The organism is Paenibacillus glucanolyticus NBRC 15330, assembly GCF_004000885.1.
GTDB classification, from domain to species: Bacteria; Bacillota; Bacilli; order Paenibacillales; family Paenibacillaceae; genus Paenibacillus_AQ; species Paenibacillus_AQ glucanolyticus.
In genome coordinates this window covers 1-24,763 of record NZ_BIMC01000016.1, presented here as the reverse complement: position 1 = coordinate 24,763, position 24,763 = coordinate 1, and the positions used below count along the sequence as shown (strand labels likewise).

General features: G+C 47.4%; 27 protein-coding genes. 14 read left to right on the top strand and 13 right to left on the bottom strand.

What is annotated here, in order from left to right; genetic code table 11:
• The first annotated feature begins 32 nt into the window (after positions 1-32).
• The 3 genes from PGL02S_RS20405 to PGL02S_RS20395 all read left to right on the top strand — a co-directional run bounded on the left by PGL02S_RS20405 (position 33) and on the right by PGL02S_RS20395 (position 3,199).
• On the top strand, positions 33-422 hold the full coding sequence (locus PGL02S_RS20405) for a rhodanese-like domain-containing protein (protein ID WP_036638162.1): 390 nt from the start codon (positions 33-35) through the stop codon (positions 420-422).
• Between the two features lie 282 nt (positions 423-704).
• On the top strand, positions 705-1,955 hold the full coding sequence (locus PGL02S_RS20400; RefSeq protein WP_036638163.1) for a DHH family phosphoesterase: 1,251 nt from the start codon (positions 705-707) through the stop codon (positions 1,953-1,955).
• A gap of 80 nt (positions 1,956-2,035) precedes the next feature.
• A complete protein-coding gene (locus PGL02S_RS20395) occupies positions 2,036-3,199 on the top strand; it encodes a cell wall-binding repeat-containing protein (RefSeq protein WP_228029937.1) in 1,164 nt (387 codons plus the stop codon).
• Positions 3,200-3,401: 202 nt separating this feature from the next.
• Here PGL02S_RS20395 and qoxD read toward each other — a convergent pair whose 3' ends face one another.
• From qoxD to qoxA, 4 genes are all read right to left on the bottom strand, one after another.
• Positions 3,402-3,689 carry a cytochrome aa3 quinol oxidase subunit IV gene (qoxD, locus tag PGL02S_RS20390; RefSeq protein WP_006209801.1) on the bottom strand — a complete coding sequence of 96 codons (288 nt, stop codon included), beginning with the start codon at positions 3,687-3,689 and terminating at the stop codon, positions 3,402-3,404.
• Between the two features lies 1 nt (position 3,690).
• Complete coding sequence (gene qoxC / locus PGL02S_RS20385; protein WP_006209802.1) at positions 3,691-4,287, bottom strand: cytochrome aa3 quinol oxidase subunit III; 597 nt, start codon at positions 4,285-4,287, stop codon at positions 3,691-3,693.
• Positions 4,284-6,227: a cytochrome aa3 quinol oxidase subunit I gene (gene qoxB, locus PGL02S_RS20380; RefSeq protein WP_006209803.1), complete on the bottom strand. Its 1,944-nt coding sequence runs from the start codon at positions 6,225-6,227 to the stop codon at positions 4,284-4,286. The genes qoxC and qoxB overlap by 4 nt, the downstream gene beginning before the upstream one ends.
• Positions 6,228-6,290: 63 nt before the next feature.
• Positions 6,291-7,295 (bottom strand): cytochrome aa3 quinol oxidase subunit II, encoded by a 1,005-nt coding sequence (gene qoxA, locus PGL02S_RS20375; RefSeq protein WP_036638167.1) that lies wholly within the window; start codon positions 7,293-7,295, stop codon positions 6,291-6,293.
• Between the two features lie 694 nt (positions 7,296-7,989).
• Here qoxA and PGL02S_RS20370 point away from each other — a divergent pair.
• Positions 7,990-8,253 carry a hypothetical protein gene (locus PGL02S_RS20370; protein ID WP_127502942.1) on the top strand — a complete coding sequence of 88 codons (264 nt, stop codon included), beginning with the start codon at positions 7,990-7,992 and terminating at the stop codon, positions 8,251-8,253.
• Positions 8,254-8,316: 63 nt separating this feature from the next.
• Here the strand turns inward: PGL02S_RS20370 and PGL02S_RS28315 are convergent, their stop codons facing one another.
• A complete protein-coding gene (locus PGL02S_RS28315; RefSeq protein WP_036638170.1) occupies positions 8,317-8,544 on the bottom strand; it encodes a hypothetical protein in 228 nt (75 codons plus the stop codon).
• On the opposite strand from PGL02S_RS28315, the gene PGL02S_RS28310 reads away from it, so the two are divergent.
• Positions 8,522-8,857: an ABC transporter permease gene (locus tag PGL02S_RS28310; RefSeq protein WP_107338753.1), complete on the top strand. Its 336-nt coding sequence runs from the start codon at positions 8,522-8,524 to the stop codon at positions 8,855-8,857. The two genes, PGL02S_RS28315 and PGL02S_RS28310, sit on opposite strands and share 23 nt — an antisense overlap.
• Positions 8,858-8,911: 54 nt before the next feature.
• On the opposite strand, the gene pdxR is transcribed toward PGL02S_RS28310, so the two are convergent.
• Positions 8,912-10,357, bottom strand: coding sequence for a MocR-like pyridoxine biosynthesis transcription factor PdxR (pdxR, locus tag PGL02S_RS20360; protein WP_036638175.1), 1,446 nt, complete (start codon positions 10,355-10,357; stop codon positions 8,912-8,914).
• Between the two features lie 134 nt (positions 10,358-10,491).
• Here pdxR and PGL02S_RS20355 point away from each other — a divergent pair, with 134 nt between their 5' ends.
• From PGL02S_RS20355 to PGL02S_RS20345, 3 genes are all read left to right on the top strand, one after another.
• Positions 10,492-11,112, top strand: coding sequence for a LysE/ArgO family amino acid transporter (locus PGL02S_RS20355; RefSeq protein WP_036638178.1), 621 nt, complete (start codon positions 10,492-10,494; stop codon positions 11,110-11,112).
• 108 nt (positions 11,113-11,220) lie between these two features.
• On the top strand, positions 11,221-12,072 hold the full coding sequence (locus PGL02S_RS20350; protein ID WP_036638181.1) for a GNAT family N-acetyltransferase: 852 nt from the start codon (positions 11,221-11,223) through the stop codon (positions 12,070-12,072).
• Positions 12,073-12,150: 78 nt separating this feature from the next.
• Positions 12,151-12,963 carry a sugar phosphate isomerase/epimerase family protein gene (locus PGL02S_RS20345; protein WP_036638183.1) on the top strand — a complete coding sequence of 271 codons (813 nt, stop codon included), beginning with the start codon at positions 12,151-12,153 and terminating at the stop codon, positions 12,961-12,963.
• A 343-nt stretch (positions 12,964-13,306) separates the two neighbouring features.
• On the opposite strand, the gene PGL02S_RS28305 is transcribed toward PGL02S_RS20345, so the two are convergent.
• Positions 13,307-13,453, bottom strand: coding sequence for a hypothetical protein (locus PGL02S_RS28305; RefSeq protein WP_155984587.1), 147 nt, complete (start codon positions 13,451-13,453; stop codon positions 13,307-13,309).
• Between the two features lie 133 nt (positions 13,454-13,586).
• Between PGL02S_RS28305 and PGL02S_RS20340 the strand changes: the two genes are divergently transcribed.
• On the top strand, positions 13,587-14,507 hold the full coding sequence (locus PGL02S_RS20340) for a D-Ala-D-Ala carboxypeptidase VanY (RefSeq protein WP_036638185.1): 921 nt from the start codon (positions 13,587-13,589) through the stop codon (positions 14,505-14,507).
• Entirely contained in the window at positions 14,504-15,046 is a 543-nt protein-coding gene (locus PGL02S_RS20335; protein ID WP_036638188.1) for a VanZ family protein, read from the top strand. The genes PGL02S_RS20340 and PGL02S_RS20335 overlap by 4 nt, the downstream gene beginning before the upstream one ends.
• Positions 15,047-15,427: 381 nt before the next feature.
• On the opposite strand, the gene PGL02S_RS28880 is transcribed toward PGL02S_RS20335, so the two are convergent.
• Positions 15,428-15,562, bottom strand: a complete 135-nt coding sequence (locus tag PGL02S_RS28880; RefSeq protein WP_255308657.1) for a hypothetical protein — start codon at positions 15,560-15,562, stop codon at positions 15,428-15,430.
• Between the two features lie 261 nt (positions 15,563-15,823).
• On the opposite strand from PGL02S_RS28880, the gene PGL02S_RS20325 reads away from it, so the two are divergent.
• Positions 15,824-16,237, top strand: a complete 414-nt coding sequence (locus PGL02S_RS20325; RefSeq protein WP_036638191.1) for a hypothetical protein — start codon at positions 15,824-15,826, stop codon at positions 16,235-16,237.
• A 117-nt stretch (positions 16,238-16,354) separates the two neighbouring features.
• On the opposite strand, the gene PGL02S_RS20320 is transcribed toward PGL02S_RS20325, so the two are convergent.
• Positions 16,355-17,266 (bottom strand): phosphotransferase, encoded by a 912-nt coding sequence (locus tag PGL02S_RS20320; protein ID WP_036638194.1) that lies wholly within the window; start codon positions 17,264-17,266, stop codon positions 16,355-16,357.
• 242 nt (positions 17,267-17,508) lie between these two features.
• Between PGL02S_RS20320 and PGL02S_RS20315 the strand changes: the two genes are divergently transcribed.
• Together PGL02S_RS20315 and PGL02S_RS20310 are read left to right on the top strand one after the other, a co-directional pair.
• Positions 17,509-17,823, top strand: coding sequence for a DUF1904 family protein (locus PGL02S_RS20315; protein WP_006209822.1), 315 nt, complete (start codon positions 17,509-17,511; stop codon positions 17,821-17,823).
• Between the two features lie 245 nt (positions 17,824-18,068).
• Positions 18,069-21,170 (top strand): hypothetical protein, encoded by a 3,102-nt coding sequence (locus PGL02S_RS20310; RefSeq protein WP_036638197.1) that lies wholly within the window; start codon positions 18,069-18,071, stop codon positions 21,168-21,170.
• A 104-nt stretch (positions 21,171-21,274) separates the two neighbouring features.
• On the opposite strand, the gene PGL02S_RS20305 is transcribed toward PGL02S_RS20310, so the two are convergent.
• Genes PGL02S_RS20305 through PGL02S_RS20290 form a run of 4 tightly spaced genes read right to left on the bottom strand, consistent with a single transcriptional unit; the run spans position 21,275 to position 23,369 of the window.
• Positions 21,275-21,811 (bottom strand): phage tail protein, encoded by a 537-nt coding sequence (locus tag PGL02S_RS20305; RefSeq protein ID WP_006209825.1) that lies wholly within the window; start codon positions 21,809-21,811, stop codon positions 21,275-21,277.
• A gap of 16 nt (positions 21,812-21,827) precedes the next feature.
• The gene (locus PGL02S_RS20300; RefSeq protein WP_036638200.1) at positions 21,828-22,325 is read right to left on the bottom strand and encodes a phage tail protein; all 498 of its coding nucleotides are present in this window, start codon (positions 22,323-22,325) and stop codon (positions 21,828-21,830) included.
• A gap of 28 nt (positions 22,326-22,353) precedes the next feature.
• Positions 22,354-22,863, bottom strand: coding sequence for a phage tail protein (locus PGL02S_RS20295; RefSeq protein ID WP_081742722.1), 510 nt, complete (start codon positions 22,861-22,863; stop codon positions 22,354-22,356).
• A 32-nt stretch (positions 22,864-22,895) separates the two neighbouring features.
• A complete protein-coding gene (locus tag PGL02S_RS20290) occupies positions 22,896-23,369 on the bottom strand; it encodes a GNAT family N-acetyltransferase (protein WP_051449125.1) in 474 nt (157 codons plus the stop codon).
• A gap of 339 nt (positions 23,370-23,708) precedes the next feature.
• Here PGL02S_RS20290 and PGL02S_RS20285 point away from each other — a divergent pair.
• Positions 23,709-24,763: hypothetical protein (locus PGL02S_RS20285; RefSeq protein WP_457920665.1), on the top strand; the 1,055-nt coding region annotated here is incomplete at its 3' end.

The following is a 24,763-nucleotide window of genomic DNA, read 5'->3' as shown; positions in this document are numbered from 1 at the left end:
TGATGCACATGACTTTGATGGGGGAATGCTACGTGCTGATCGCATTAGCCGTCTTTATGGTTTTCCTATTCGTTCTATACTACCGGAGGTATGTACCTATAACAGGCTTGCGGTTCATGAAGTGCAGCGATCTTCGTCTTGCACAAAAGGAATGCCCTGAACTCAAATTGCTCGATGTTCGCGATGTATCCGAGTTTATGGCAAATCCGTGGAAAGAGACCATTAACATCTCCCTTGGAAGACTGTCTTATGTTTGGGATCAGGAACTTAAACCAGATGATTCCGTAGTCATCGTAACACCGAAGCGCTCAGCCGGCTTTCTGGCGGCGCGCAAGCTCAAGAAGGCGGGCTTTACTTCAATATTCTATTTGCAGGAGGATTGCACGGCTTGCAATTCCCTGCAACGTGCATCTATGAATTGAAAAAAAATTCGATCGGCAGACTCTTGCTGATCGGATTTTTTTGTTATGCTGCGTAAGGAAAAGAGCATGAGGTTATGGCATCCAAAGGACCAAGACCTGTTCACCAGGCATAGTCTCTTATATATTCAAGAAGAAGTGGTGCTCTGTCCCCTTCTTCTTTTTTTGTCCAATTCTGATGGTTCAGAACAGCAGCAGGGGGATAAAACGGAAGATTTTAGGGAACCGTAGGGGTGAAAGGTATGTACCGCTTGTCCATTCCACCTTCTAGGGAGGAAATCACCTATGTATCATCTGTACAGCCATAATGATCTGGATGGCATCGGCTGCGGCATCATAGCCAAATGCGCCTTCGGCGAAGGAATCGATGTCCGATATAACACCATTCACGGATTGAATCAGCAAGTCGCAAGGTATTTAAACCGGACCTCCGTTCAGGAGCATCCGTACGACGTGCTGTTTATTACGGATTTATCGGTTGCTCCCGACATCGAGAAGGAATTAAACGTGTTTGTGGAAGAAGGAGGACAGGTTCAGCTTATCGATCACCATAAAACTGCCCTTCATTTGAATGATTACATATGGGGACAGGTGGTTGTGACGCATCGAGACGGTAGAGCGGCCTCGGCAACCTCATTATTTTATGAATATTTGATTGAGCATGGACATCTGAGCAGGAGCGAAGGGATGGATCAATTCGTGGAGCTAGTCCGGCTCTATGATACATGGGAATGGGAAGAACATCAGAAGATTCAGGCAAAACGGTTGAATGATCTGTTCTACATGCTGGCCGTTGACGAGTTTGAGAGCAAGATGATCCAGCGTCTTCGTGAATCGGAGGGCTTTTTCTTCGATGAATTTGAAGAGAAAATTCTGGACATGGAAGAGGATAAAATCGAGCGTTATATCCGCCGCAAGCAGCGTGAAATTATTCAAACCTTCGTTGATGAATACTGCGTAGGTATCGTATACGCCGAGTCCTATCATTCTGAGCTTGCCAGTGAGCTGGGATCCGTCTATCCTCATCTTGATTATATCGCCATATTGAATATGGGCGGGAGGAAAATGAGCCTGCGGACGATTCATGATCATGTGGATGTATCCGAAATTGCAATTCGGTACGGCGGCGGAGGTCATGCTAAAGCATCGGGATGCACAATAACGGAGGAAGTATATCAGCTGTTTGCGGCCGATCCGTTTGAACTTGAACCGATCCGTTTAGATGCCTCACGGAATCAGTTCAACATTAAAGGTACCGAGTCCGGTGTTCTGTACGAAAGCTGGGGCGAGGATATGCTGTTTGTATATGCCCGCGCAGGAGAATGGGTGGTGGAGTGGAACGGCGATCCGCTGCCGTTTACATTCCGTTCGTTTGACGAGGCAGAGCGGCACATGAAGCGCCAGTATGGTGTCTGGCTATCCCGGGACGATGTGTTTGTGAAGATGCTGAAAGAACAATGGATGCGGAACCGTTCCCATGAACGTCCTGGTTTGCCGCCGGATTTGGATGAAGAGAAGTTAATGGAAGATATGTGACCCCTAAATCCGCATGAAGGATAGCAGAGATGCATGCGTGTTACGTTGTGTGCAGACAGGAGGAATGTACGGTGAAGAAAATGATCGCCGGCTGGGCCCTTGCCCTTCTTACGGCAGGCATTCTCGCTTGGAGTCAGACTGTGAATCATTCGGAGCCCTCGATTCCATCCGCTGTTCACAGCAAAGAGCTGCTGAAGGATACCCCTGTGCCTTGGTCAGCTACTAAGAATACCATCCGATTGAATACGTCTGATCCAGTAAGTGCGGCGGTACTGACCTCCAAAACGCTGTGGCTGTCCACGAATGAGCACAGTCGCCCGCAGAGCGTTATTCTGGTGGATTCGGCCCAGTGGCCCATAGCCGCTGTCAGTGCCGATCTGACTCAGCTGAGCCAGGGGCCGCTGTTGTTTGTGGAAGAGGAGGGGATTCCCAAGGAAACGCTGGAGGAGCTGCGCCGCTTGAAGCCAAGGGGAGCGGAGAATAACAAAGGGATTGACATTATCACGGTCGGCCCGATATCGGAAAAGGTTATGAAGGATCTGAACGGACTCGACTATAAGGTCGACCACATAGATGCAACGGAGCCGGCAGAAGCAGCAGCTGCTATTGACGAATACGCGGCAAAGGTAACGGGATCCGTTCCAACCTCCGTCATCATTGGATCGATGGAGCGCCCGAATTATACGCTGCCTGCGGTAAGCTGGATTGCGCATATGCCGGAGACACTACTGTTTGTCAGTGAGAAGGACGTGCCTGAAGATACGGTGAAGGCGCTTCAGAAGCGAAATGGGCAGGCACATATCTATATCATCGGACCGGAGAAGGTGGTATCCCACAGCGTGGAGGAAAATCTCCGGCAATATGGCAACGTGATTCGAATCGCCGGGGATGATCCATACGAGAATGCCATTCACTTCGCACAGTACCATGATCCCGGAACGGGGTTCGGATGGGGGATACGCTCACCGGGCTACAGCCTCTCCTTCTCCATCCCGGATTCTCCTATCTTGTCCATTGCGGCTGCGCCATTGTCCCATATGGGTAAACATGCACCGCTGTTATATACGGAGCGTGACGGGGTTCCCCGTTCCATCGTGAAGTACGTAGAGTCAATACAGCAAGCGTATGACAATTCGCCAATGGAAGCACCCTATAATCATGCCTGGATTATTGGAGATGAGAAGACCCTGACGACCAAACTTCAGAGCGAGATCGATGAAATTCTGGAGAACGCTGCCCCATAGCGATTCCTTCCTTAAAGATGAATTCAGGATATTCGGGGGCAACAGCGATTGGAGGAATGTTTCGTTCCTCAGCGTCCTTATAACACACAAAGGGGCCTCCCGGAGTCAAGTGACTTTTGGGACGGCCCCTTCTATGTGGATGAAGCGATCGCGCAATGCGATACGTTCATCGGTTAATCTGTAGCTCGGCTATTGCCGGTTGTTATGCATACCATCCCCATACGAAGATGAAGAGCGTTCCGAAGATCGTGACAAGTCCAACAAACAGAGCGAACGCAATGTTGATATAAACGGATTTCTTGTCATCACTTTCGCCAACGTGCATGAACAGCATGAGCTGAACGGCAGCCTGCAGTATCGCGGTGACCAGCAGGATGGCAAATTTCGAAGCTGTCGGCATATCCAACAGAACCACGAGTGCAACAGCTGAAAGGACGAGAGACGATATATAACCCGCTACATGCTTAATAGGAAACAGCTGCTTAATCATGTCACATCAGTCCTTTCAGGTATACAAAGCTGAATATGAAGATCCACACAACGTCCAGGAAGTGCCAGTAGAGCGAGAAGATAAAGGACTTGTTGGCTGTGGAATGATCCAATCCATGCTTTTTAAGTTGAATCAGAATGGCAGTTCCCCACAGGAGACCAAAGGTAACGTGAGCTCCGTGAGTCCCAAGCAGTGTAAACAGGCTGGACGCAAATGCGCTGGTAGAGAGTGTAACTCCTTCATGCACATAAGTGAAGAATTCAAAGATCTCGATACCAAGGAATCCTGCACCCAGCAGCAGGGTGATGACCATAAAGATCATCATCTGCTTTTTCAGACCCAGACGCATCGCATGAACAGCCAATCCGATGGTGAAGCTGCTCGTTAAGAGCAGGAAGGTCTCAAGTAGAACCGGTGTTATTTCAAAGATTTCCGCTCCGCTCGGACCGCTGGCGAAGCGGTTCACGAGAACGAAGTAGACGGTAAACAAGGTAGCAAAGAGCGCAATTTCAGCTCCGAGGAACAGCCAGAATCCGAAGATACGATTGCGGTTTTCCTCTGTTCCATATTCCAGCGGCTGAGTGGCATCTATTTTCATACCGTATCACCCCGCAGTTTCTGTTCGGTTTGAACAATCTCTTCAACCGGAATGTAATATCCGTGATCACGGTCAAAGGACATGGTAGCCATTATAATCAGCACCGCGACACCAGCCACGATGGATGGAATCCACCAGCTGAATACCAGGAAGAAGCCGAGGAAGAAGAAGGCAATACCCAGTATAAATGGTTTTCCGGTGTTGCTAGGCATGTGAATCTTCGTGATTTTCTCATCTGAGAGCGGTTCGTTGTTTTTCTTCGAGAACCAGTAGGCATCACGGCCTTTTACTTGTGGTGTGACAGCAAAGTTATATACAGGAACCGGGCTTGGCGTTGACCATTCCAGAGCGCGTGCATCCCATGGATCGCCTGTTTTGTCGCGCGGCTCGTAACGTGTACTCCAGTAGATGTTATATACGAGAATAACAAATCCGATTGCCAGACCGACCGCACCTACCATCGACAGCATATTCAGCGGGCCAAAGCCGGTTTCAGCTGAGTACGTGTACGTCCGGCGAGTCATACCCATCAGTCCCAGGAAGAACATCGGGAAGAAGGTAACGTTAAACGAAATGGCAATGAACCAGAAGGCAATTTTGCCAAGTTTTTCATTCAGACGGAAGCCGAACACTTTAGGGAACCAGTAATGGAAACCGGCAATGACGGCAAATACGGCACCTGGAATGAGCACATAGTGGAAGTGGGCAACCAGGAACATCGTATTATGATACTGATAGTCGGCACTGGCCATCGCCAGCATAACGCCGGTAACACCGCCGATCGTAAAGATCGGAATAAATGCCAGTGAATAGAGCATCGGTGTCGTAAAGCTTATTCGGCCTTTCCTCAGCGTAAAGAGCCAGTTGAATATTTTGACCCCGGTCGGCACGGCAATCGCCATCGTTGTGATCGAGAAGAAGCCGTTGACCATGGCGCCTTGACCCATCGTATAGAAATGGTGGGCCCAGACCAGGAAGGACAGAGCTGAGATGATAACCATACTGAAGACCATGGAACCGTAACCATACAGGTTCTTCTTGGAGAAGGTCGATATAATCTCACTGAATATCCCGAATGCAGGCAGAATAACAATATATACCTCAGGGTGACCCCATACCCAGAACAGGTTGGCCCAGAGCATATCCATACCGCCGTTGGACATCGTGAAGAATTGTGAACCAAACACGCGGTCGAACATCATAAGCAATAGCGCAATCGTAAGTACCGGGAAAGCAAAGATAATGATGACACAAGTGATCAGCACAGACCATGTGAACATTGGCATGCGCATGAGTGTCATACCTGGTGCACGCATCTTCAGGATCGTTACGATAAAGTTAACGCCTGTAAGGAGCGTACCAATCCCTGATATCTGCAGCGCCAGAGAGTAATAGTTGTTGCCAACCGTCGGACTGAACTCGATACTGGCCAGCGGGAAATAGGCGGACCAGCCGGCATCCGGCGAGCCTCCAATGACAAAGGAGATGTTGAACAGCATCGCACCGGCGAAGAATAGCCAGAAGCTGATTGCGTTCAGTTTAGGGAATGCTACGTCACGGGCACCGATCTGGAGCGGAATGATAACATTCATCAGACCGAAGATAAACGGCATGGCCATAAAGAGAATCATAATGACTCCGTGAGTTGTAAATACTTCATTATAGTGCTGACCCGTCAGAAATTTCATTTCCGGTGCAGCGGTCTGCGCACGCATCATCAAGGCGTCAACGCCGCCGCGGAACAGCATGATCAAGGCACAGATGATATACATAACGCCAATTTTTTTGTGATCCACGGTGGTCAGCCATTCCCGCCACATATATCCCCACTTCTTGTAATAGGTCAAGCCGAAGAGGATTGCAAGCGAGACGAGAACAATACTCACCATGGCGCCGTAAATTAACGGATCACCGGTAACGAAAAATTCGTCCCATTTCATAAGAGCCTAGCTCCTTTCTGGATGTATGAAGTAGATCGGGTGAACAACGTTTCACTCACCGATTTAATGTCCATCATGTTGATGATTTGGGCTTTCTTCAGCCGGGAAGTTCGGCAGCGGCTCGTTCGGATCCACGTTCGTTTCGCTGTCAAATTCCGTTTCTTCCGTTGTAGCAGGATCCGGGTGGACGTCTTTATGGTCCTGATGCTCCTCATTGCCATTGACATCACCGCCATGGTGATGATCTTCGGAAGGCGGCGGGCTGAATTCAAGGTGCGTGTTGGAGAAGCTCATTCGACCGACATGCGCGGTTTCCAGCAGCTTCTTAAACTCATCTTCCTTCAGCTCAGGAGCAGTTTCCGTGACATCTTGAACCCACTTGTCATACTCGGTCGAAGACATTGCAAGCGCCTCGAACTCCATGTGTGCGAAGCCTTCGCCGTTGAAGTTCGCGTTACGGCCCATCATGGAGCCCGGTTCGTCGGCAACCATGTTAAGCTTCGTAATCATGTCGCTCATCGCATATTTCTGGCCATGAAGCTGAGGGATCCAGAAGCTTGAGATTGTACCGAATGAGTACAGACGGAATTCAATCGGGCGATGTGTTGGAATGTTAACGTAATTCACCGTTTCGATTCCTTCTTCCGGATAGCTGAAGTGCCATTTCCAGTTCGAAGAGGAAGCGTAGATGACTAGCGGCTCTTGGTTTTCATAGCCTTCCGGCACATTCTCTACGGCCACCGTCGTTTTGACGGTCACAACCGAGAGGACGGCAACAATCAGGATCGGAATGGCGGTCCATAATATTTCCAGCCATTTATTGCCCTCTTCATGTGGCGGTTCGTAACCTTCGTTGGATTTCTTCGCTCGATATTTGGTGAGCATGAAGATATAAAGCGCATAAACTACGGCCAATATTCCGACCATCATGAGAATGGAGAATATGATTGTATCGGATAGGGTTCTGGCAGCCGGTCCTTTCGGATCCAATACCGTGAGTGAGCTGCATCCCGATAAGAGCAAGGTGAAGCTTAATAACAATGCAAATAACGGCCCTCTTTTGTTCATGATGTACCCCTTTCCTTGAAACGGCTTCGTTCAAATGTTTCTAACACATCTATAGTAGAAAGTTCTGATTGGCTTTGCAAAACACATAAAATTGTATAATTTACATATAAATCCATATTCGTGTCAATGTGTGTAATTTTATGTGTTCAATTTGTTACAAAAGGATTGGTGTGTGAGGCAAATCATTGTAGTGGTGCGGGTTAAGCGCAGTTCATACTTTGTTCAAATATTCACGAGTGTTACCAGTTTCGTCACAATTCCGGGCTGGTTTTTGCCTTTAATAGCCAATCTGGAGACAGCATAAATCCTAGTATTTATAAGGGTTTAGAGGTGTATGTATGTTTTTTCACAATGATAAAAGGAGCGATTTTTCATTTCCAGGATACCTATTTAACCAAGAGGCATGTATGTTCCTGTGCTATGATATAACTAAAAATTGGAACCGTTTTTTTGCTAGAAGCCTTCAACTCGTTGGCCGAAAGTGAGGGGATGATGTGCGATCGTTCTGGATATGGCTCTTATTTCTAATATCAAGCTGGGTATGTGCCTTCCTGCTTGAGGTTCAACATGTTAATTCTGACCCGTTGCCTTGGAGATTGGGGAGCAGCTCTATTTTCTTCACAGCTTATTTTATAGCGCTGTTATGCCGGGCAAGGCCTGCAATGCTATTTGTCACACTGCTCGTTGCCTCGCTGTGGCCGATCGCACAGATGCTTTTAATCCCTATATTCTCCTGGTTTTCTCCATTATTGCGGGAAAAGCGGCCTATCGGCTTCCGGCCATTCAGGCCTGCGTCATTGGTATCGTTCTGGTTGTCGGCGCCATCATGCCGGATTTGTTAGGCTACCCCGGCTTTCCATCGCCGTTCCTGGTTCTATATTCGGTTACTCTCGCAATTGGGCTTGCTTTATTCCGTACCGTCTGGGCCCGTTATGAAGAGTCTTCGGTTCGGATATGAAACGCTGCTCAGCGAATATCGTAATATGAAACGCCGGATGAATCGAATTCGAAGTGGATTGAATTATTTGAATTCAGAATGCAGGACGAAAAAGCCGCAAGGACGAAGGTACGCGAGGGGCGAGCTGATCTCGCCGTCAAGCTGATACGTAACGATTACAGAATCGTTGCAGCCGTGGATAACCCGTTTGTCCAACTGGCCGAACAGCACGTCCGGACAGTCTATAATCGAGAACTGCAGCTTCAGGCTGCGGCAGCTGCCGCACCCGATGAAACGCAGTTTCGTGAACATGTACAATCGTATTTACAGATGCCCCCTTTACGCGTGCTTGGTGTACAGCTCTTTGATAGGCATTTTGCAAATGATGGTGGTATTTATGATATTCCGTTATGGCTTCGGGTTCGATTTAGGTGACGGCTACAGCTTGCTGTTGATGGTCGTTGTGATTTATACGCTGACGATCGTAGCCTTATCTATGCTCATGGTTGGTATCCTGCAATCCCCGGAGCAGTTTAATACACTGTTTCCGTCAATCATTCCGATCATGCCCCTGATCAGCGGGGTCTATATGCCGTCAGGCACAATCACGAATCCGTTCAGGTGAATACAGGGCCTTCTCCCATGGTTGATGACCATGGAAGGGGGCCTTTTCTTATGGTTATGTATGGAGACGGATAAGCTCGGCCAGCTTGATGAGTCCGCTCTCCAGTTGATTGCAGGAGGCATAGGCATAGGAAAGACGAAGATGCTGCTGGTCGCTGCGGTCATAGATATTACCGGGGTTCAACAGGATGCCCTCCTTCAGGGCTTGTTCAAATAAAGGACGTATGGAGATAGGTTTGGTGACGTGAAGCCAGATGTAGAACCCGCCTTGCGGTATGTTCCACTGGGCAATATCGTGGAAATATTGCTTGAGAATATCGAGCGTAAAATCTCTGCGACTCCTGAGCTCCGCTCGGATCTGCATGAGATGCAACTCATACATCCCGCTCGACAACCACTCGGCGACTGCGTGCTGGGAAAGTGCGCTGGATCCGTAGTCGGTTTGCATTTTGATATCGGACAGCCGGTCGATTACCGGCTCGGGACCCACAATCCAGCCGATGCGAAGGCCGGGGCCAAGCGTCTTGGACATACTTCCCATGTAGAGCACAAGCCCTTGCTGGTCCAGCGCTTTCAGAGACGGCGGAGAGGGAGCATCAAACCACAAATCCCCGCACACATCATCCTCTATGATGGGCAGCCTTTCCCTTGCACATATTTGAAGCAGCTCCGTTCGCCGCCTGGAAGACATCAGCGTTCCGGTCGGATTATGAAAGGTAGGAATCGTGTAGAGCAGGGCAGCATTGTGTTGGCGCTTAAGTCTCCCGATCGATTCCGTTCTAATGCCGTGCTGATCCATAGGAATCCCATGCAGAAACATGCCTGCAGACTGAAACACATGAATCGAGTTCAGATAAGAGGGGTTCTCTACAAAGATGGCGGACCCCTGGTGCAGCAAGCCTAATGAGATGAGCTGCAATCCCTGCAGTCCACCGGAGATGATCAGAATGGATGACGGGGTGGCATGAATTCCTTTCTTTTTCAGATAGTCACTAATGATTTCTCTTAAGTAGAGGCTCCCCTTCGGCTCGGAATATCCCAAAGAGAGTTTGCTGGCCATGCTGCCGCTGAAGATCTCCCGCATCTGGCCAGTGGGAAGCAGCTCCGGCGAGAGCTCTCCTGTACCGAGCCGGATTATATCCGGATCGGTTTCCGAACGGTTGATCTGCTGGATCATATGGATGTTTGGCTGGTAGGAGCCGGATTTCACATACTGATTCCAATCTGGCGGAGGCGTGGCGGCTAATAAACTCCAGGTATTGTTGGCGATGACCGTCCCTTGTCCAACCTTGGATTGAATCAAGCCGTCCGCGGCAAGCTCGCCCAATGCATAAACGATGGTGCTTCGGTTTACCCCAAATTTGGCAGCAAGGTCTCTCTGCGTCGGAATCCGGGTCCCGACAGGCCATTCCCCGTTCATAATTCTGTTCTTCATGTAATTGTAGATCTGCTGATGCAGCGGTATGTCGGAGGACTTGTTTAATTTCCATTCTTCTGTCATAGGAAACTCGCTTTCGCCACGTATTTTGTTCATTATAATTCATTGGTTGGGTTTCGTGCCAACCAATTGGTTGGAGACGTTGCTGGGATCGACCCTTACAATGGTGAAAATATCCGCAGGAGGTTAGGTTTCATATGATAGGCGTTATCCTTCATGGGTTCATCCTGGCACTAGGTCTTATTCTTCCATTAGGTGTGCAAAATGTGTTCGTATTTAATCAGGGAGCGGTTCAGCCTCGCTTCGCTAAGGCGCTGCCCGTTATCATCACGGCGGCTCTGTGCGACACGCTGCTTATTTCCTTAGCCATTTTGGGCGTATCCGTGATCGTTCTGGAATATGACTGGATCCGAATGGTGTTGTTTTCCTTCGGGATCGGATTCCTGGTTTACATGGGATTCGTAACATGGAAGACAAAACCTTCGGAGCAGCAACAGGAAGCTGCTCGTTCGTTTACGACGAAAAAGCAAATTGTTTTTGCCATATCCGTATCACTGCTGAATCCGCATGCCGTGCTGGACACGATGGGGATTATAGGCACAAGCTCGCTGCAATATTCAGGTACGGACAAGGCCATATTTGCCATTGCATGCATTGTTGTATCCTGGCTGTGGTTCCTGGGCCTTGGTATTGCCGGCAGGTCGGCGGGGAGACTGGATTCGTCGGGTAAGCTGTTACCCGTGATGAACAAGATTTCGGCATTGATTATGTGGGGAACAGCGGTTTATCTGGGGGTTGGTTTGATGGGCGGGCTGTGATTTTTTCTCTAAAGATGTTTATTCCTTTGTTCTTGGCATCTCGTAACCTTTATAATGAGCCTAATTCTAGTCATGATCTATCAAAAAAAGGAATAAGGACGGTGGGTTATGGAATACAGGTTGGTAAAGGCTGGCCCTAAGGCGTTCTCGAAATATTTTGCTACCTATTACAAAAATATCTGGTTTAGACCGAGCTGGGCGGAGTTTGCCAAGATTCTATCGGATTCGGACGATGGCTACTGGGTACTTTCAGGCGATGACAAAGCCGCGGGAGTTTATTTGAACGACGAATCTATCGGACTAGTATTCGGAATACCGCCGTATTCCATTACCTCTGAACTGATCAGAGAGGTCAAGAACCATGCCCTTCAATCTTGGAGTTTGGAGGAGCATGATCTTCATGCATACAATGTCCTTGATGAACAGGAGTTTGCTTTTCGGGAAGCGGATTTTGTACAGGTTGAATCCAGGCAGTGCATGATCCGGCCGACCGAACAGCTTGAAGCATCCTTCGATGTTAACTATATTGCGAGAGTACCTTCAAGAAAAGATATCTCTGAACTGGTTGAAGTGTTTAGGAAAGCTTATGCCAATGGTCCGGACGAACGGGAAGTCGAAGTCTATATGAATGATACAGTCCATTATTTTGATCAAATAGATCCCAAGCTGCTGCAGGCATCCTCTCTAATATATGATCGAGCATCTGAAGAAATGGCAGGTGTATGTTTGATTTCCTTATGGGAAGGGTTGCCCCTTGTCTACAGCATTGCAGTAACAGCTGAGCATCGAGGCAAAGGTTTGGCAGGCACGATGCTGGAGAGGGCATTAACCGTTCTGGAGCCGCAGCACCCCCTGCTGCGCCTCTTTGTCACTTCGGGAAATCGAGCTGAGCAATTGTATAAGAATAAAGGCTTCCTCTCGGGAGGGAAATATCACCATTTGAAATACACCCTCAAGTAAGAATTCATATATGGTATGGTTTGGAGTACGGTAAACTAGGGGTAGCTTGAGTCCAACTTTGATGAAGGAGGTATGGCGATGAAGATTTCGATTGGCGGTTATTCTTTTTTCAATACGTTCCTAGAGGGAAAGATGGATGTGTTCGGTTATCTGGAGACGGTGAAGTACCGGTATCGTATGGATGCGGTTGATCTGTGGAATGGTTTTTTTATCGATCGGAGCGACCCCGTATACAAGCTTGCTGATGAGAGCTACATTCGTAAAATTAGAGAAGCGCTCGATGAGAAAGAGATGAGGGTGGTTAATTTTGCTGTAGATGGAGCACATCTATGGGATCCCGACCCGGACATCCGTCAGAAACTGTATGAAAATGCGCTTGTTCATCTGGATGCAGCTGAAATCTTAGGGGCTGAAACGGTGCGGATCGACACAGGCGGCAGTTATCAGGAATCGGAACCGATGTCGGACGAACAATTCGAATATACCGTCAAGCGCTATCAAGAATATGCGGATCGTGCTGCGGAACGGGGGTATCTCATCGGTCCTGAAAATCATATGGGCGCGTCCCTCTTGCCGCGAGAAATGAAACGGATTGCGGAAGAGGTCGATCATCCGGCATTCGGCTTTTTGCTTCATCTTGGCAGATGGAAAGCAGATGAGACTGCGGGGGATGAGATGGTTGCGCCATGGGCAGTACATACACATTTTGATGCGAGGACGGTGCTCCTTCCTGATGTGGAGCACAAGGTACGGAGTTTGCTTGCAGGTGGATACCGTGGTTACTGGGGGGTGGAATACAATGCGCCGGGAAACCAGTATGTGGAGATGGAATGGATGATTGGTGCCGTTAAACGAATCGTGAGTCTTGCCAGCAGGGCGGATGAGGTATGATGCAAACCTTGAAAGGCTTGATTGCAGGCGGACCGAGGGGGCGTTATATGGCAGGAAAAAATGGAGTTGAAACACGCAGCGGACATGAGGGGCGTTATTTATTGGAATAGTGGGAGATATCGCGTTTATAACGCCGTATAACGTTATGGGTGTCCGTTAGATTGTAAAAGGTGCTCTTTTGGCCTCTATAGCAGCAGTCTGGTCCGTTAGATTCAGCGGGAGGTCGAACGAGAACATAAGTCATAATCTACCTGCCTAGTGCATCACCAAAAGCCGATTCCATTTAGAATCGGCTTTGCTGTGTTCACGGCTCCCGGCAGCATGAGGATACTCTGAAGCCGACTTAGCTGCTCCGTTTAAACGGGTTGTTGTACAGTTTATGCCGCATTTCCATGCCATCCATCGTGACAAGGCCCGAATCAATCTCATAGAAGCGAGTGAGGAGGTTGATAATGGTTGTTTTCGCAAAATAGTTACCTAGTAAAACCATCCGCTTCAGCCTTATCAAAGGAAAAGAGGCTTGTGAAGCTCACATTACTTAAGAAAAACTTTAACTTTTCTCTACTTTTCCTTAAACTATATTTTTTAAGCTAGATAGACAAAGTTAGAGGGAGATGTTGAAGTTGAAGAAGGGTTTGATATTGCTTGTTATATTCCTGCTGGTCGGGTGTGAGTCCATTCTAACGGACGCCCCTAATGCGAATGAAGCGAAGAACAAAGATGGGCAAGAAGCGAATGCCGATTCCGCCACTCGAAGTGACAACCACTCCGACGAGAACGATTCCAATATAGAGACTCAAACAATCCATGTGACAGCTGAGCAGGTGACCCGGGGAAATCTGGTATTGGTTAACAAGGAACATCCGCTTGATGAGGGAGCGGTTCCAACGGATATCGTGAAGTTGTTTCAGGAACAAGATTTGATGAATGGTTATGTGCTTCTGGACAACACGATCCGGTTATCGCGCAGCGTTGCGCTGCAGTTCCGTGAGATGGTTGATGCGGCCGGTGAAGACGGAGTCCATCATTTCATGATCAGCAGCGGGTACCGGGACACCGAAGAGCAGGAGGTGCTTTACCGTGAAAAGGGTTCGGATTATGCCTTGCCTCCCGGCTACAGCGAACATAACCTTGGTTTATCCATGGATATCGGATCGACGCAGATGTCGATCGATCAGGCGCCCGAAGGAAAATGGCTGCAGAAGCATGCGTGGGAGTTTGGGTTTATTTTGAGATATCCCCCGGATAAGACCGAGATTACAGGCATCCAGTACGAACCATGGCATTTTCGTTATGTAGGACTGCCGCACAGCATGATCATGAACGATCTGGGTTTGACATTGGAGGAATATCTCGATTATCTGAAGAATTCATCCAGCTACAAAACAACCGTTGAAGGGAAAAAGTACGAAATAACGTATGTGCCCGTCACAACGAAAGACATTGCGCTTGAGATTCCGGTAGGAAGCGAGTATGAGGTATCTGGAAACAATATCGATGGAGTCATTGTAACGGTGAACCTCAGTCAGGATGATGGGGAATGAAGCAACCGCATAAATGGATCATTCTAGGGCTGTATGTCGTATATTTATACGTGCTGGTCAAGGTGATCTTGTTCAAATTCGGTTCCGTGGATATCTCATTTCTGTGGCAGCAGCTGCAACGGACGATGGATAATCCCGAATATATGCAGGCGCGATTGCAGTTTGCCAACTTTACGCCTTTTGAATCAATTAATCAAAATATGAAGCGGCTGCCGAGCCCGCACGATGTCATGAACCTCTTTGGTAATATCGCTATATTTATGCCGAATGGCATATGGATTGGTTTAATGATCAGAAGCAAATTCCTCGGGTTCTTCGGTTCGTTCCTGATTTCCCTGGGGTTAAGCCTGGGACTGGAATGCTCGCAAATTGTGTTTTCCATGGGAAGTTTCGACGTAGACGATTTAATTCTCAATACGGCCGGCGGTGTGCTTGGATACGGACTGTATGTGATCTTCCGGTCGATCTATGCAGGTCTGTCGGTATTCACTGCTGGAACGCCGGGCGATCTCCATACGGTGAACAAGTCCAAACCATAAATTAGACGTAATCCATGAGTGACTTGGATTTATATTGGAAACTATAACGCGAGCAATTTTAATGATAGTAAACATGTTGATTGGGAGTCGCAGGGAACAGTTATGGTTCAGAGAGCTGTTGCGGTGGTGCATGAAGATCGAGTGTCACAAGTTGTAACAATTATCAAAAAGAGCAGCCGTGTGTATGTCGTGACTGCTCTTTTTATGCTATTTTAGTTGATTGTACAGGGCTTCCGCCCATTGGGTATGGAGCCTATGCTCGGGTCCAGGATTCAAGGGCGAGACGATTTTTAACGTATTGTTATCAAACGTGCCCATAAACCAATCAGGTGCATCCGTTTCGCCTACAGCCTGAGTGCCGCGCCAATATCGATTCGAATATCAACATATCTGGTAAAAATCAAGGGAGATGGACTGGCGAATCCGCTGGCGGTACTCATCATACGTATCCTCAAATGTTCGCTTGGTTCCCTGATCATCCGGATAAATAGGGAGTTTGTCATGAGCTCTAGACATGGGTAAGAACCTCCTCTTGACCTTACAGTAAATTAGACACCGGAGGGAGGCAAAAAGCCACAGTGACAAAATATTTTCAGAGGCGAAATATGAATCGTTTATATAGGAAAGCTTCGATATGAGGGGAACTCAGAGTGATTCAGCTTGGTAAAACTAGGTTTTTGATCTATTTATATATCTATCCTATAAAGGCACAAGAAAAAAAGGCAAATTTGCATATGATGTCATAATCATGAGAATGGAAAGCGAGGTGATCATCGTATGTCTTCAAAACGCGTAAGGAAATCCAGGACTGTCCCCAAATCTGTACCTGCGTCACAGCATTGGGTAGGTCAACCGGTTGTGGTCGTTCTCAAAGACGGCAGTTATTATATTGGTGAACTGAGTCAGATCGAAGGTCAGGCAGTAACTCTATCAGGGCTCCGCGCCAACAACAAGATGCCGGCTTCGATTGCCCGCAGCGGGGATAAAGCGCAAATTTCCGGCTTTTTGAGTGCCTTGTTCGGAGGTCAGCCAAGCGGACCGGCAGCTGAAGGAGCAGTGGAAGGAGAGGCTGTTGCAGCCGGAGGCGGTGGTGGAGGTTTTGGATTTTTGGGACAGATCGTGCCTCACATTAAATTGGGAATGAATGTCATTAAAACCATTATGCCATTAATGGGGATGTTAAAAATATAATAACGGCGATTCGTAGATCCGTGATCAAGAAGCTTGAAGGGGTTCAAGCTTCTTTCTTATGCGACGTGTTTTTGCGAATTAAGCATCGGACCGAATGCCGTTCCGGCTAACTATCGATCAATCGGCCAGAGCACGTTGAATAATCGATTTGGCCTCCTCTGCAATGGCTTCATCCTTATCGTCCACAGCCTGCATAAATAGTAGCATAGGTATGTATACCGCAATCATTCGTGCGAGAATCTTCGTTTCATCGTCCACTTCACCATAGATTTCATAAAAAGCCTGTCTTGAGGCTGGAGGCAAGTAACTGTACGCGATGCTGAGGTCACAGGCCGGATGTCCGATGTTCACGTCGCCCCAATCGATAATGCCCGCAAGTATGCCCGAATCGTCCACTAACATGTTCTTAAAATGCAGATCGCCATGGAGGAGAACCTGTCGGTGTTCCACTCGTTCCAGGGTGATCCCTTGCAAATAGTTTGCGATTTCGTCTAGTTCCTCTTGCGTGATATAAAGGTTAAACCGGGATAGAAAATCCAGCATTCTCTCTTTGCGTCCAGCCAGGTCCGTCAGATTTCGCTGGTCAAATAATATGCCTTCTTGCTGTGCGATTTCCACAGGGAAAACGTGCAGGTTCTTCAGGAACTTGGCGAGAGCAGCTGCAGACTGCGCGCGTGCATCGTCCGATATTCCAATCGGAAATTTACCCGGTATATAGGAGTAACCGAGAAAGGGAGCTGGATAGTGGGTGCTCTCTTCCCCGAAGAAGAGGGGCTTGGCATATGGCACTGTAATATAGCCTGCCAGCTTAGGCAGAATTCTTGCTTCGGTTCTCAATAAATCAACGGCTACCTGTCGTCTGGGAAAGCGAAATACATACTCATCGCCTACACGATATACGGTGTTATCCCATCCGTTCCCGATTTCCCGGATCGGCAGAGAGGCTAGGCGGGGAAATTGGAGGTTTAACAGCTGCTGCACTAACGGTTTTGTAACTTCCCATTCTGCATCCCATAGATTACGACCCATGCTCAACTTCAACTCCTTATTTAGTTAGATTGTAGATTGAACGCTTACACTCATCCAGTCTATAGGTTCGATCTTTACGTGGCAACTTATATGATAGCTATAGCTGAACTTTACCAGGCGATGAGTGGATCTGAATCATAGTGATTCCTTTCACAATAACAATATTGTATAGTAGGGATAGAGACAAAAGTCACTCAGAAGACATCTATAAGACAATAAATTGACGAAATGAAGGGATTAGAGTGCCATATTTACGCTTTAAAGGTTTTCCAGACGTATTTCTTGAAGAAATAACACCTAAGGTTGTTGACGAATTCGCGGGTATTGTTCAAATTCCGCAAGAGATTGTGAAGATCGAGCTTCTTCCTTATCAGATCATTACGAATACGCCATTATCCGTGGAAATTCTGATGTTCCAGAGAGCGCAGGAGGTTCACGATGCGGTGGCAGCCAGCATTCATGGCATACTGTCGGAGCACGGGTACCGAAACGTACATATTTTCTTTGTGATTCTAAATCGGAATCTTTATTATAAAGAAGGAAGGCCATTAGAATAAAAAGAATAACAATAGAAAATGAGTACACCCCAAACAAGGAGACTGCTGCAGTTTCCTTGTTTTTTTGATGCAAGTTGCGAGGTTAAGCCATCGAAAAAAATATATATTTATGGATAAAATCCCCTTACAATTAGGTATATAGTGACAATTATCACCATTCCGAAGTTTATCTTGTGGAATTTATGGACCTAAAGAAGGGGGATTGTCACACAATTTATGAGACTTAGGGAGGAGACCCACCACAGATGGAAGTTATGGAAAGAACAAGCCAGTCGTTATATTCCGGTGTCCAGCGAGGCAAAAAAGAGGGGTACATCTATCTAACGGCTACCGATTTAAATCTAACGCAGGATTATTTATCCGATTCATCGGCTCACTATTGGATTCAGGCCGATACTATTCATCTTGTCGGATCGTTAAGCTTGCCCGGGCGTAATCTGACGCTGAATGCAAGAATCATTTCTTCTGATGGGAATGTGTCGATTAGTACGTCAGGAGCCCCTGTCCCTTCGGATCAGGACTTTGTACAGGAACCCAAGGCTGATCCGGGAATGAAGGCGATCAAGAATGGGGATCGTGGTGGAGATGGTATGGATGGCCTCGATGGAGGAGCAGGGATGTCCGGCGGACATATGGTGCTGGCTGCGGAACGTTTTGATCTAAAAGGGGAATTAAGGCTCGTGGCTAATGGCAGCAACGGAGGTCGTGGCCAAGACGGAGGAGACGGCATGGATGGCCGGCGGGGTGAGGATGGAAGAGACGCCGAGAAGCACTGGTTTTACGCGAATGATTATTCGACACCGGGTGGTAACGGTGGAGATGGAGGTAACGGCGGTCATGCCGGTCATTCAGGGAATGGAGGAGATGCCGGATGTATTTTTGTTGGATACGTGGTTTCCAGCGGAGAACACAGGATTACGATGGAAAATCAAGTCGGGATCGCCGGGGCACCTACCTTACCGGGAAAAGCGGGAGCGGGAGCTCCGGGTGGGATAGGCGGGTATAAGCTAGAGACTGTTACCGTTGGGAGAACCTCTTCCGTCACCCGGGTAAGCAATAAGAGGGATGCTGGCGGGAAGGACGGCATGGACGGCAAATCTGGGCTTATCGCAACTAATGCGGCTAATGGCGAACCCGCCAAATCCACCGTGGTACAGATACAATATGATCAATTTTATGGATCGAAGCTAAGTAAAACAGAATTGTACAAAGAATTCTCTCCGATTAATTTGGAAACGGCCTTAGGTGCTTCACTTGAACGCCAAATGCTGACTTTGCATAAGGCTGGATTGGCCTATTTGACGGGGAGTGAGGAGAAGCTCGAAGAATCCGCGATTCTGCTGGATTGGCTGCAGCGTACAACTCCGGATGAGGCCTGGTTTGACGTGGTCCGAGCTTTGAGCGATTATTCGGCTTTTCAAGGCAGCATGCTGGATGCGTCCATTCAATGGCTGGCACTACGCAACAAGTCCATTATTCTCCTTTCACAGTTGGGACAGGGACTTGATTATTTCAGCCATCCCTGGAACTGGACGCCGTTAATGCCTTTAGATAAGTACCAAGATCTTGGTGGCAATCTAATTACGGCTGCTCAACAAGCTGAAACCTTATATCATGAATATGTAAAGGCTGAAAACGATCAAAGGGGCCGCGTGAAAATATTAAAGGACACCATATCCATTGCAGTAAACCGGATCAACGATTTGGATGATCAAAGGCAAAAATCGATCATCGAACGGGAGCGCTTGGAATCGGAAGCAGACAAGCTGTATGAAAGCATATTGTCTAATGAGAAGCATCTCCAGAAAGTAGCGGAAGAATTTGTACAAGCGCTCAGGAAGAAGCTCGCCCTGGATTCCCTGAAAGCTACATTTGATCTGGTGGTTAACGGTGTGGCACTGGTCACTAACGTAACTCCTGCCATAACGGCGCTCAAAACAGGGGGAGCTATCGCTTCGGCGGTCAGTAATTATTGGAATACAGGCAAATCCATTGTCATTGATGATCCATTCAAAAACACAAAAACGGTGGAAAAAGAAAAGAAGAAGAAGGAAGCGGAGCTTTCCAAATCCATCAAAAATGTGACCACGGTCGTTTCTTCCGGTTTAGCGGTATTAAAGGATGGAGCAGAGCTATATGATTTGATCGGTCAGATGAATGCGGCGCGTGATTCCTTTGGCTATCGTTCATCCATGCTTACGATGTCGCGCGAAAAGTTCGAAAACATGCTGAAGCCGATCTATAAGCAGATGCCGGAGGAGAAGGTCGAGGGATATCGCAAAGCCTTCAATCAATATCTAAACGTTGTCGAAGAATATCAAGGCAAAATACAATCGGTGAAAGCAAAACATCTTGAAGAGGCAAAATGGTTTGCCGAAATGGAACAGCGCCGTGCAGATCAAGAACGGATCCGGCAGGCGATGGGTGATGAGGTGGACGCTGGCCTGCCGCTGTTCCATACGTATATTCTCGATCTCTACAACGGTTTGAAATTGGCATTGACCGATTTTCTGTATCAGGAATACCAAGCGTACCGCTATATGGTGCTTAGTAAGGACTTTTTCCCGTTTATCCGGGATAGTCATGTGGCAGAGCTCGCCCGTATCCATGCTGATATGACCATTAAACTGAAAAATGCGCTGAACGCATCGGAGAATCCGGTGCAGCCGTTTAAGAACGTAACTTTCATTTTGAATGAAGCATCCTTTCCAGAGCAATTCGAAGCGCTTCGAGACCATCGAACAGCCTTTTTCCCTTTGTCACTGGAAAACAAACTCATCAGGGAGAAGATTGCAGGCAAAGCTCATATGATGGTCAGTGACTGTCACATTCAGTTGCCGGGTGCCCGGCATTCGGCGGGCAGCATTCACATTGAGTATACACACTCCGGTCACTCCACGTTCCTGGATTCGTATGGCGAGCGTTTTGACTTTGTCCATAACAAAAGCCACGGTTTCTTTGAATATGAAGTGACACCAAGTGAAGATGCGGGCGATGCTGGAGAACCTAAAGAGTACATTGGCAATTTGTCCGGCGGAGCAGTGGGTGATGGGAATAACCGAATTATGCCAGGCTTATTGTCGATTTGGTCAATTGAGGTCCCACTTGAGGATCGACGAGGTTTTACGCTTAACGAAGGCGTAGATCTCAGTCAGGTGACAAAGATCGTAATGACTTTGGCAGGAAAGGCGGAGGCGTATACCACTCCAAAGGTCCCCACCGGAAAATTGAGCGCCTTTGCAGCGAAGAAACCGATTTCCGAGGCGTTTGCGGATCATGAAATGTTTGGCCTTCCGGGTAATGGAACTGAAGTTGTGCAAGCAGATTTGGTTGTTATAGAACTGTAGAGTTTGCAACCGTCTGTTCGATTGAATCCCTACTGACGGGTCTGTAATGTAAGAGGCGCCCATAATGGACGCCTCTTTTTTGAATATATTGAATGCTTTAAAGCTTAGCCACGAGAAGGAAATTCGCCTTGCAAACAAATGATAAAATTTTGGGCGATAAAAGGCTGCATATTATTATGAGGTAAGGAAGAACCAGCTACCCCCACAGCCAAAGGTGCCATCTGTGTGTCAGCAGTGTTGTTATACAACGGAGGTTGCGGTGCAGTCGGTATAGGTTTGGGAGCTTGGGCCCAGTAAGCATCTTTAGGTGAATTCTGATTCCCAGTTGCAACAATGCCTTGAGGCGTGTGCGTATGAGCGGGAATCTCCGTTTGTGTTAATGTCACCGTCGGCTCACCAAGTTTCTCCCCAACATGCCGCGGCGACAAACCCGTTCCCGTCCCTTGATGTATTACAGCTGAACCCATTAAATTTGGCAATGCAAAGGTGCTCCTCCCATCACCTCCATACTGGATGCCCAGCACAGAGAATAGCGCTGTGTTTTGGGCTATTGACAATAACTGCCCATTACATAAAGCCCAGCCTTTCGGCGCGAAATTGCCTGCAAAAATTCGGATCTCTCCGATATATGCCTCAGCCATAGTATTGTCCTCCTTATTAGTTGCGAGAAGGAAAAATTCCCTCAATTGCAATAGCGTAATTCAAAACCGTGTAAGGCTGCATATTGTTATGGGCTTGTGAGCCACCCGCTGTGGAGAGACTTCCTGAATTCATTGGATTTTGCCCTACTGACGATCCAAATGAGTTTGGGACAGCGGCCCATACATTGTTCAGAGGAGATGCCATCGTCGGATTGGTTTGAGAAGCAACGGCTTGGTGAGTATGTATTGGCATCTCATTAGATGTTAGCGTATGTGAAGCTTCACCTTGGGCAGAGCCCAGCGGGATGGTTTGGGAAACATGAATGGGGACACGGCCACGGTAATCAGGAAGTGCAAAAGTAGAAACTCCATTTCCCCCGTAGACGGTGCCGAGCAAAGAGAAAAGGGCCGGATTGCTGCTAATCGACAGTATTTGTCCTTCACAAAAAGCCCAATTTCTGGGGGCGTAGTTATTGGCGAACAATCGAATCTCGCCCAAAAAAGGTTCTGACATGCGCTTACCTCCTGAATTGTATTTTGTTTTAAGGTCGAGGCGGGAAAGTACCTTCTAGAGAGATAATGAACGAGATGACAGTCGAAGGCATCATGTTGTTATGAGGCTGATTTCCACCAGCTGAATATACGGCGGTGTTATTCATATTCACTGTGCTGGCTCCGGTTGCAGTGGAATATATTTTGCGTGGTGAATCAGCCCATGTTGCATTCGTTGGAGTCGAGGAGATCGTGGAGGAGTCCGAGGCTGTGTATACCTGATGCGTATGTGCCGGAAGTTGATTTGAATTTAGTGTAACCTCCTGAGCCCCTGCTTTTTGTCCCCTTGCATACGCAGTACTTGGATGAACGGCAACTCTGCCCTGTAAATCGGGCAGGGCAAAGGTGTTCTGGCCATCTCCGCCATAAAGTGTACCGAGTAGGGTGTATAGAGCTTCATTTCCAGCAATAGATAGTATTTGTCCATTACACAATGCCCACCCTTGAGGGGCAAAATTTCCCGCAAACATACGAATTTCACCTAAAAAAGCTTCACTCATTTGTTCTCACCTCGCCAAATTATGATTCAGACCTACTTTGTTTTTGAAGCACGCCATTCCATTACCTGATGAATACCCTCGCTGTGTACAGGAACAAACTCAAGCTTCTGGTACAAACTCAATGCCCTGTTCATAGGAAGTACGCTTAAACGAACAGCTGCATTGGCATGAGTTGCCCGATGTTGTAAATCCATGATCAAACGAGTCCCTATGCCTTGATTGCGGTACTCCGGAAGAAGAGAAATATCAATTAGCACCCATCTTGCTCCCTGATCAAGCACATATATTTGACCGACAGGCGCACCATTGTAACGGACGATCATACGAATGGCATCTGGGTAAGAAGAAGCATAAGACATGGTTTGAGCTCTCCATTGCATACGCAGAAACTGCTCCTGCTCTTCTACTCCCCAGCCCCAATTTTGTAATTCGTCTGCTCGAGTCAATGAATACAATTGGAACAAAAAGATCTCATCTTCAGGTCTTGCTGCAACTGTATCAATCAATGTTCATTTTCTCCCTTGTTTAAGAGTAGGGGCTGCAACATCGTTGTCATAATTTGTTTATAACAGATGGGAAAGGGGCTGTCATTAAAATTTTGTGATTTTATATCGAATAATGGCGAATTATGTTTCTATAATTCTGGAATTAGAATATGAAAGGTAGATTGAAGTGGGCTAAAAGTCTTTACATTGTGAGAAAAGTCCCTAATTTTATATTTACCTTAAAGAGAGTCTCGTTTATGATGAAAGTAATTTCCATTTCCTTCATTCGACGCCATCATCGGGAAATGAATAAGGCAATGAGTGAACTATGCCAAATACACTTAAATATGGGGGGCGGGTATGTTTTCAAGAAAAAGAGGGTTGAATCGTTTCATTCAGAGTTCGTTGGCAGGCATGTTGCTTTTTAGTTCCATTAGTGGTGGGATTTTCTCTTCCAAAGTTAACGCTGCTAATTGGAGTAATGTGCATCACGTACCGGGTAGTCTGCAGACATTTGTGGAGTACGGCAATGGTAAATGGATGTCGCTGGGTTATTATCTAGACTATCATGTGTCTACTGATTCTGTGACATGGGATAATCGCAATCTTGGGATGACATTAGAACCTTCTAATGTCAAATTTCTGAATTCAACTTGGTATCTTACTGGATCCGATGGGGTTTATAAAACCAATGATCCCGTAACAGCCTGGACATCTTTGGATGCAACGTTAAAAAACACACATATCAATGATATTGCTTACAGTGCGGACACCAATCGTTATGTATTAGCGGGACAAGACAAATTGTATTCATTCATAGGAAATGGCAAACCGGAAGTGGTGTATACCGACAATTCAGTCCCTAATTTCTACAGAGTAACGTACGGTGATGGGGTGTATATTGCCACAACCTATATGGATGGAGAAGCCACCAAAATTTATCGATCGACTGATGGATTAAGTTGGGCGCAAGTTTACACTACGAATCGAGGCCAAGCGATTTTTGATATTGCGTACGGAAATCATGTGTTTGTAGCGGTAGGAGAAGCCGGTCAGGCCTACGTGTCAAATGATGGCATATCCTGGACGAAGGCAACGGTTCTGAATTACAACGGAATGGGCCTAGCCTCAGTGACCTATGCCGCAGGTAAATTTTATACAGTCAGCACAAATGAAAGAGTAGCAAGCTCACGAAATGGAGTTAATTGGCTTGAGGAATGGAGTCAAGTTTCCTCGTCCATTGATTTTGCTGACATTAGTATAGGTGGAGGACGAGCAGTCGCCGTAGGCTATGACAATCTAACTTATGACGGTCATATTAAATCAGCTCCTGTCCCAGTGGTAAACAGTGTGACGGTCAGCCCAACCAGTGCAACTGTGGTGCAGGGAGGAACGGAACAACTGACTGCAACGGT

Bases quoted from the DNA above. Each gene is read 5' to 3' on its own strand.
- PGL02S_RS20400 (WP_036638163.1), top strand. From the start codon at position 705: ATGTATCATCTGTACAGCCATAATGATCTGGATGGCATCGGCTGCGGC.
- PGL02S_RS20395 (WP_228029937.1), top strand. From the start codon at position 2,036: ATGATCGCCGGCTGGGCCCTTGCCCTTCTTACGGCAGGCATTCTCGCT.
- qoxD (WP_006209801.1), bottom strand. From the start codon at position 3,689: ATGATTAAGCAGCTGTTTCCTATTAAGCATGTAGCGGGTTATATATCG.
- qoxC (WP_006209802.1), bottom strand. From the start codon at position 4,287: ATGAAAATAGATGCCACTCAGCCGCTGGAATATGGAACAGAGGAAAAC.
- qoxB (WP_006209803.1), bottom strand. From the start codon at position 6,227: ATGAAATGGGACGAATTTTTCGTTACCGGTGATCCGTTAATTTACGGC.
- qoxA (WP_036638167.1), bottom strand. From the start codon at position 7,295: ATGAACAAAAGAGGGCCGTTATTTGCATTGTTATTAAGCTTCACCTTG.
- PGL02S_RS28310 (WP_107338753.1), top strand. From the start codon at position 8,522: ATGAAACGCAGTTTCGTGAACATGTACAATCGTATTTACAGATGCCCC.
- PGL02S_RS28315 (WP_036638170.1), bottom strand. From the start codon at position 8,544: ATGTTCACGAAACTGCGTTTCATCGGGTGCGGCAGCTGCCGCAGCCTG.
- pdxR (WP_036638175.1), bottom strand. From the start codon at position 10,357: ATGACAGAAGAATGGAAATTAAACAAGTCCTCCGACATACCGCTGCAT.
- PGL02S_RS20355 (WP_036638178.1), top strand. From the start codon at position 10,492: ATGATAGGCGTTATCCTTCATGGGTTCATCCTGGCACTAGGTCTTATT.
- PGL02S_RS20350 (WP_036638181.1), top strand. From the start codon at position 11,221: ATGGAATACAGGTTGGTAAAGGCTGGCCCTAAGGCGTTCTCGAAATAT.
- PGL02S_RS20345 (WP_036638183.1), top strand. From the start codon at position 12,151: ATGAAGATTTCGATTGGCGGTTATTCTTTTTTCAATACGTTCCTAGAG.
- PGL02S_RS28305 (WP_155984587.1), bottom strand. From the start codon at position 13,453: ATGGTTTTACTAGGTAACTATTTTGCGAAAACAACCATTATCAACCTC.
- PGL02S_RS20335 (WP_036638188.1), top strand. From the start codon at position 14,504: ATGAAGCAACCGCATAAATGGATCATTCTAGGGCTGTATGTCGTATAT.
- PGL02S_RS28880 (WP_255308657.1), bottom strand. From the start codon at position 15,562: ATGTCTAGAGCTCATGACAAACTCCCTATTTATCCGGATGATCAGGGA.
- PGL02S_RS20325 (WP_036638191.1), top strand. From the start codon at position 15,824: ATGTCTTCAAAACGCGTAAGGAAATCCAGGACTGTCCCCAAATCTGTA.
- PGL02S_RS20320 (WP_036638194.1), bottom strand. From the start codon at position 17,266: ATGGGTCGTAATCTATGGGATGCAGAATGGGAAGTTACAAAACCGTTA.
- PGL02S_RS20310 (WP_036638197.1), top strand. From the start codon at position 18,069: ATGGAAGTTATGGAAAGAACAAGCCAGTCGTTATATTCCGGTGTCCAG.
- PGL02S_RS20305 (WP_006209825.1), bottom strand. From the start codon at position 21,811: ATGGCTGAGGCATATATCGGAGAGATCCGAATTTTTGCAGGCAATTTC.
- PGL02S_RS20300 (WP_036638200.1), bottom strand. From the start codon at position 22,325: ATGTCAGAACCTTTTTTGGGCGAGATTCGATTGTTCGCCAATAACTAC.
- PGL02S_RS20295 (WP_081742722.1), bottom strand. From the start codon at position 22,863: ATGAGTGAAGCTTTTTTAGGTGAAATTCGTATGTTTGCGGGAAATTTT.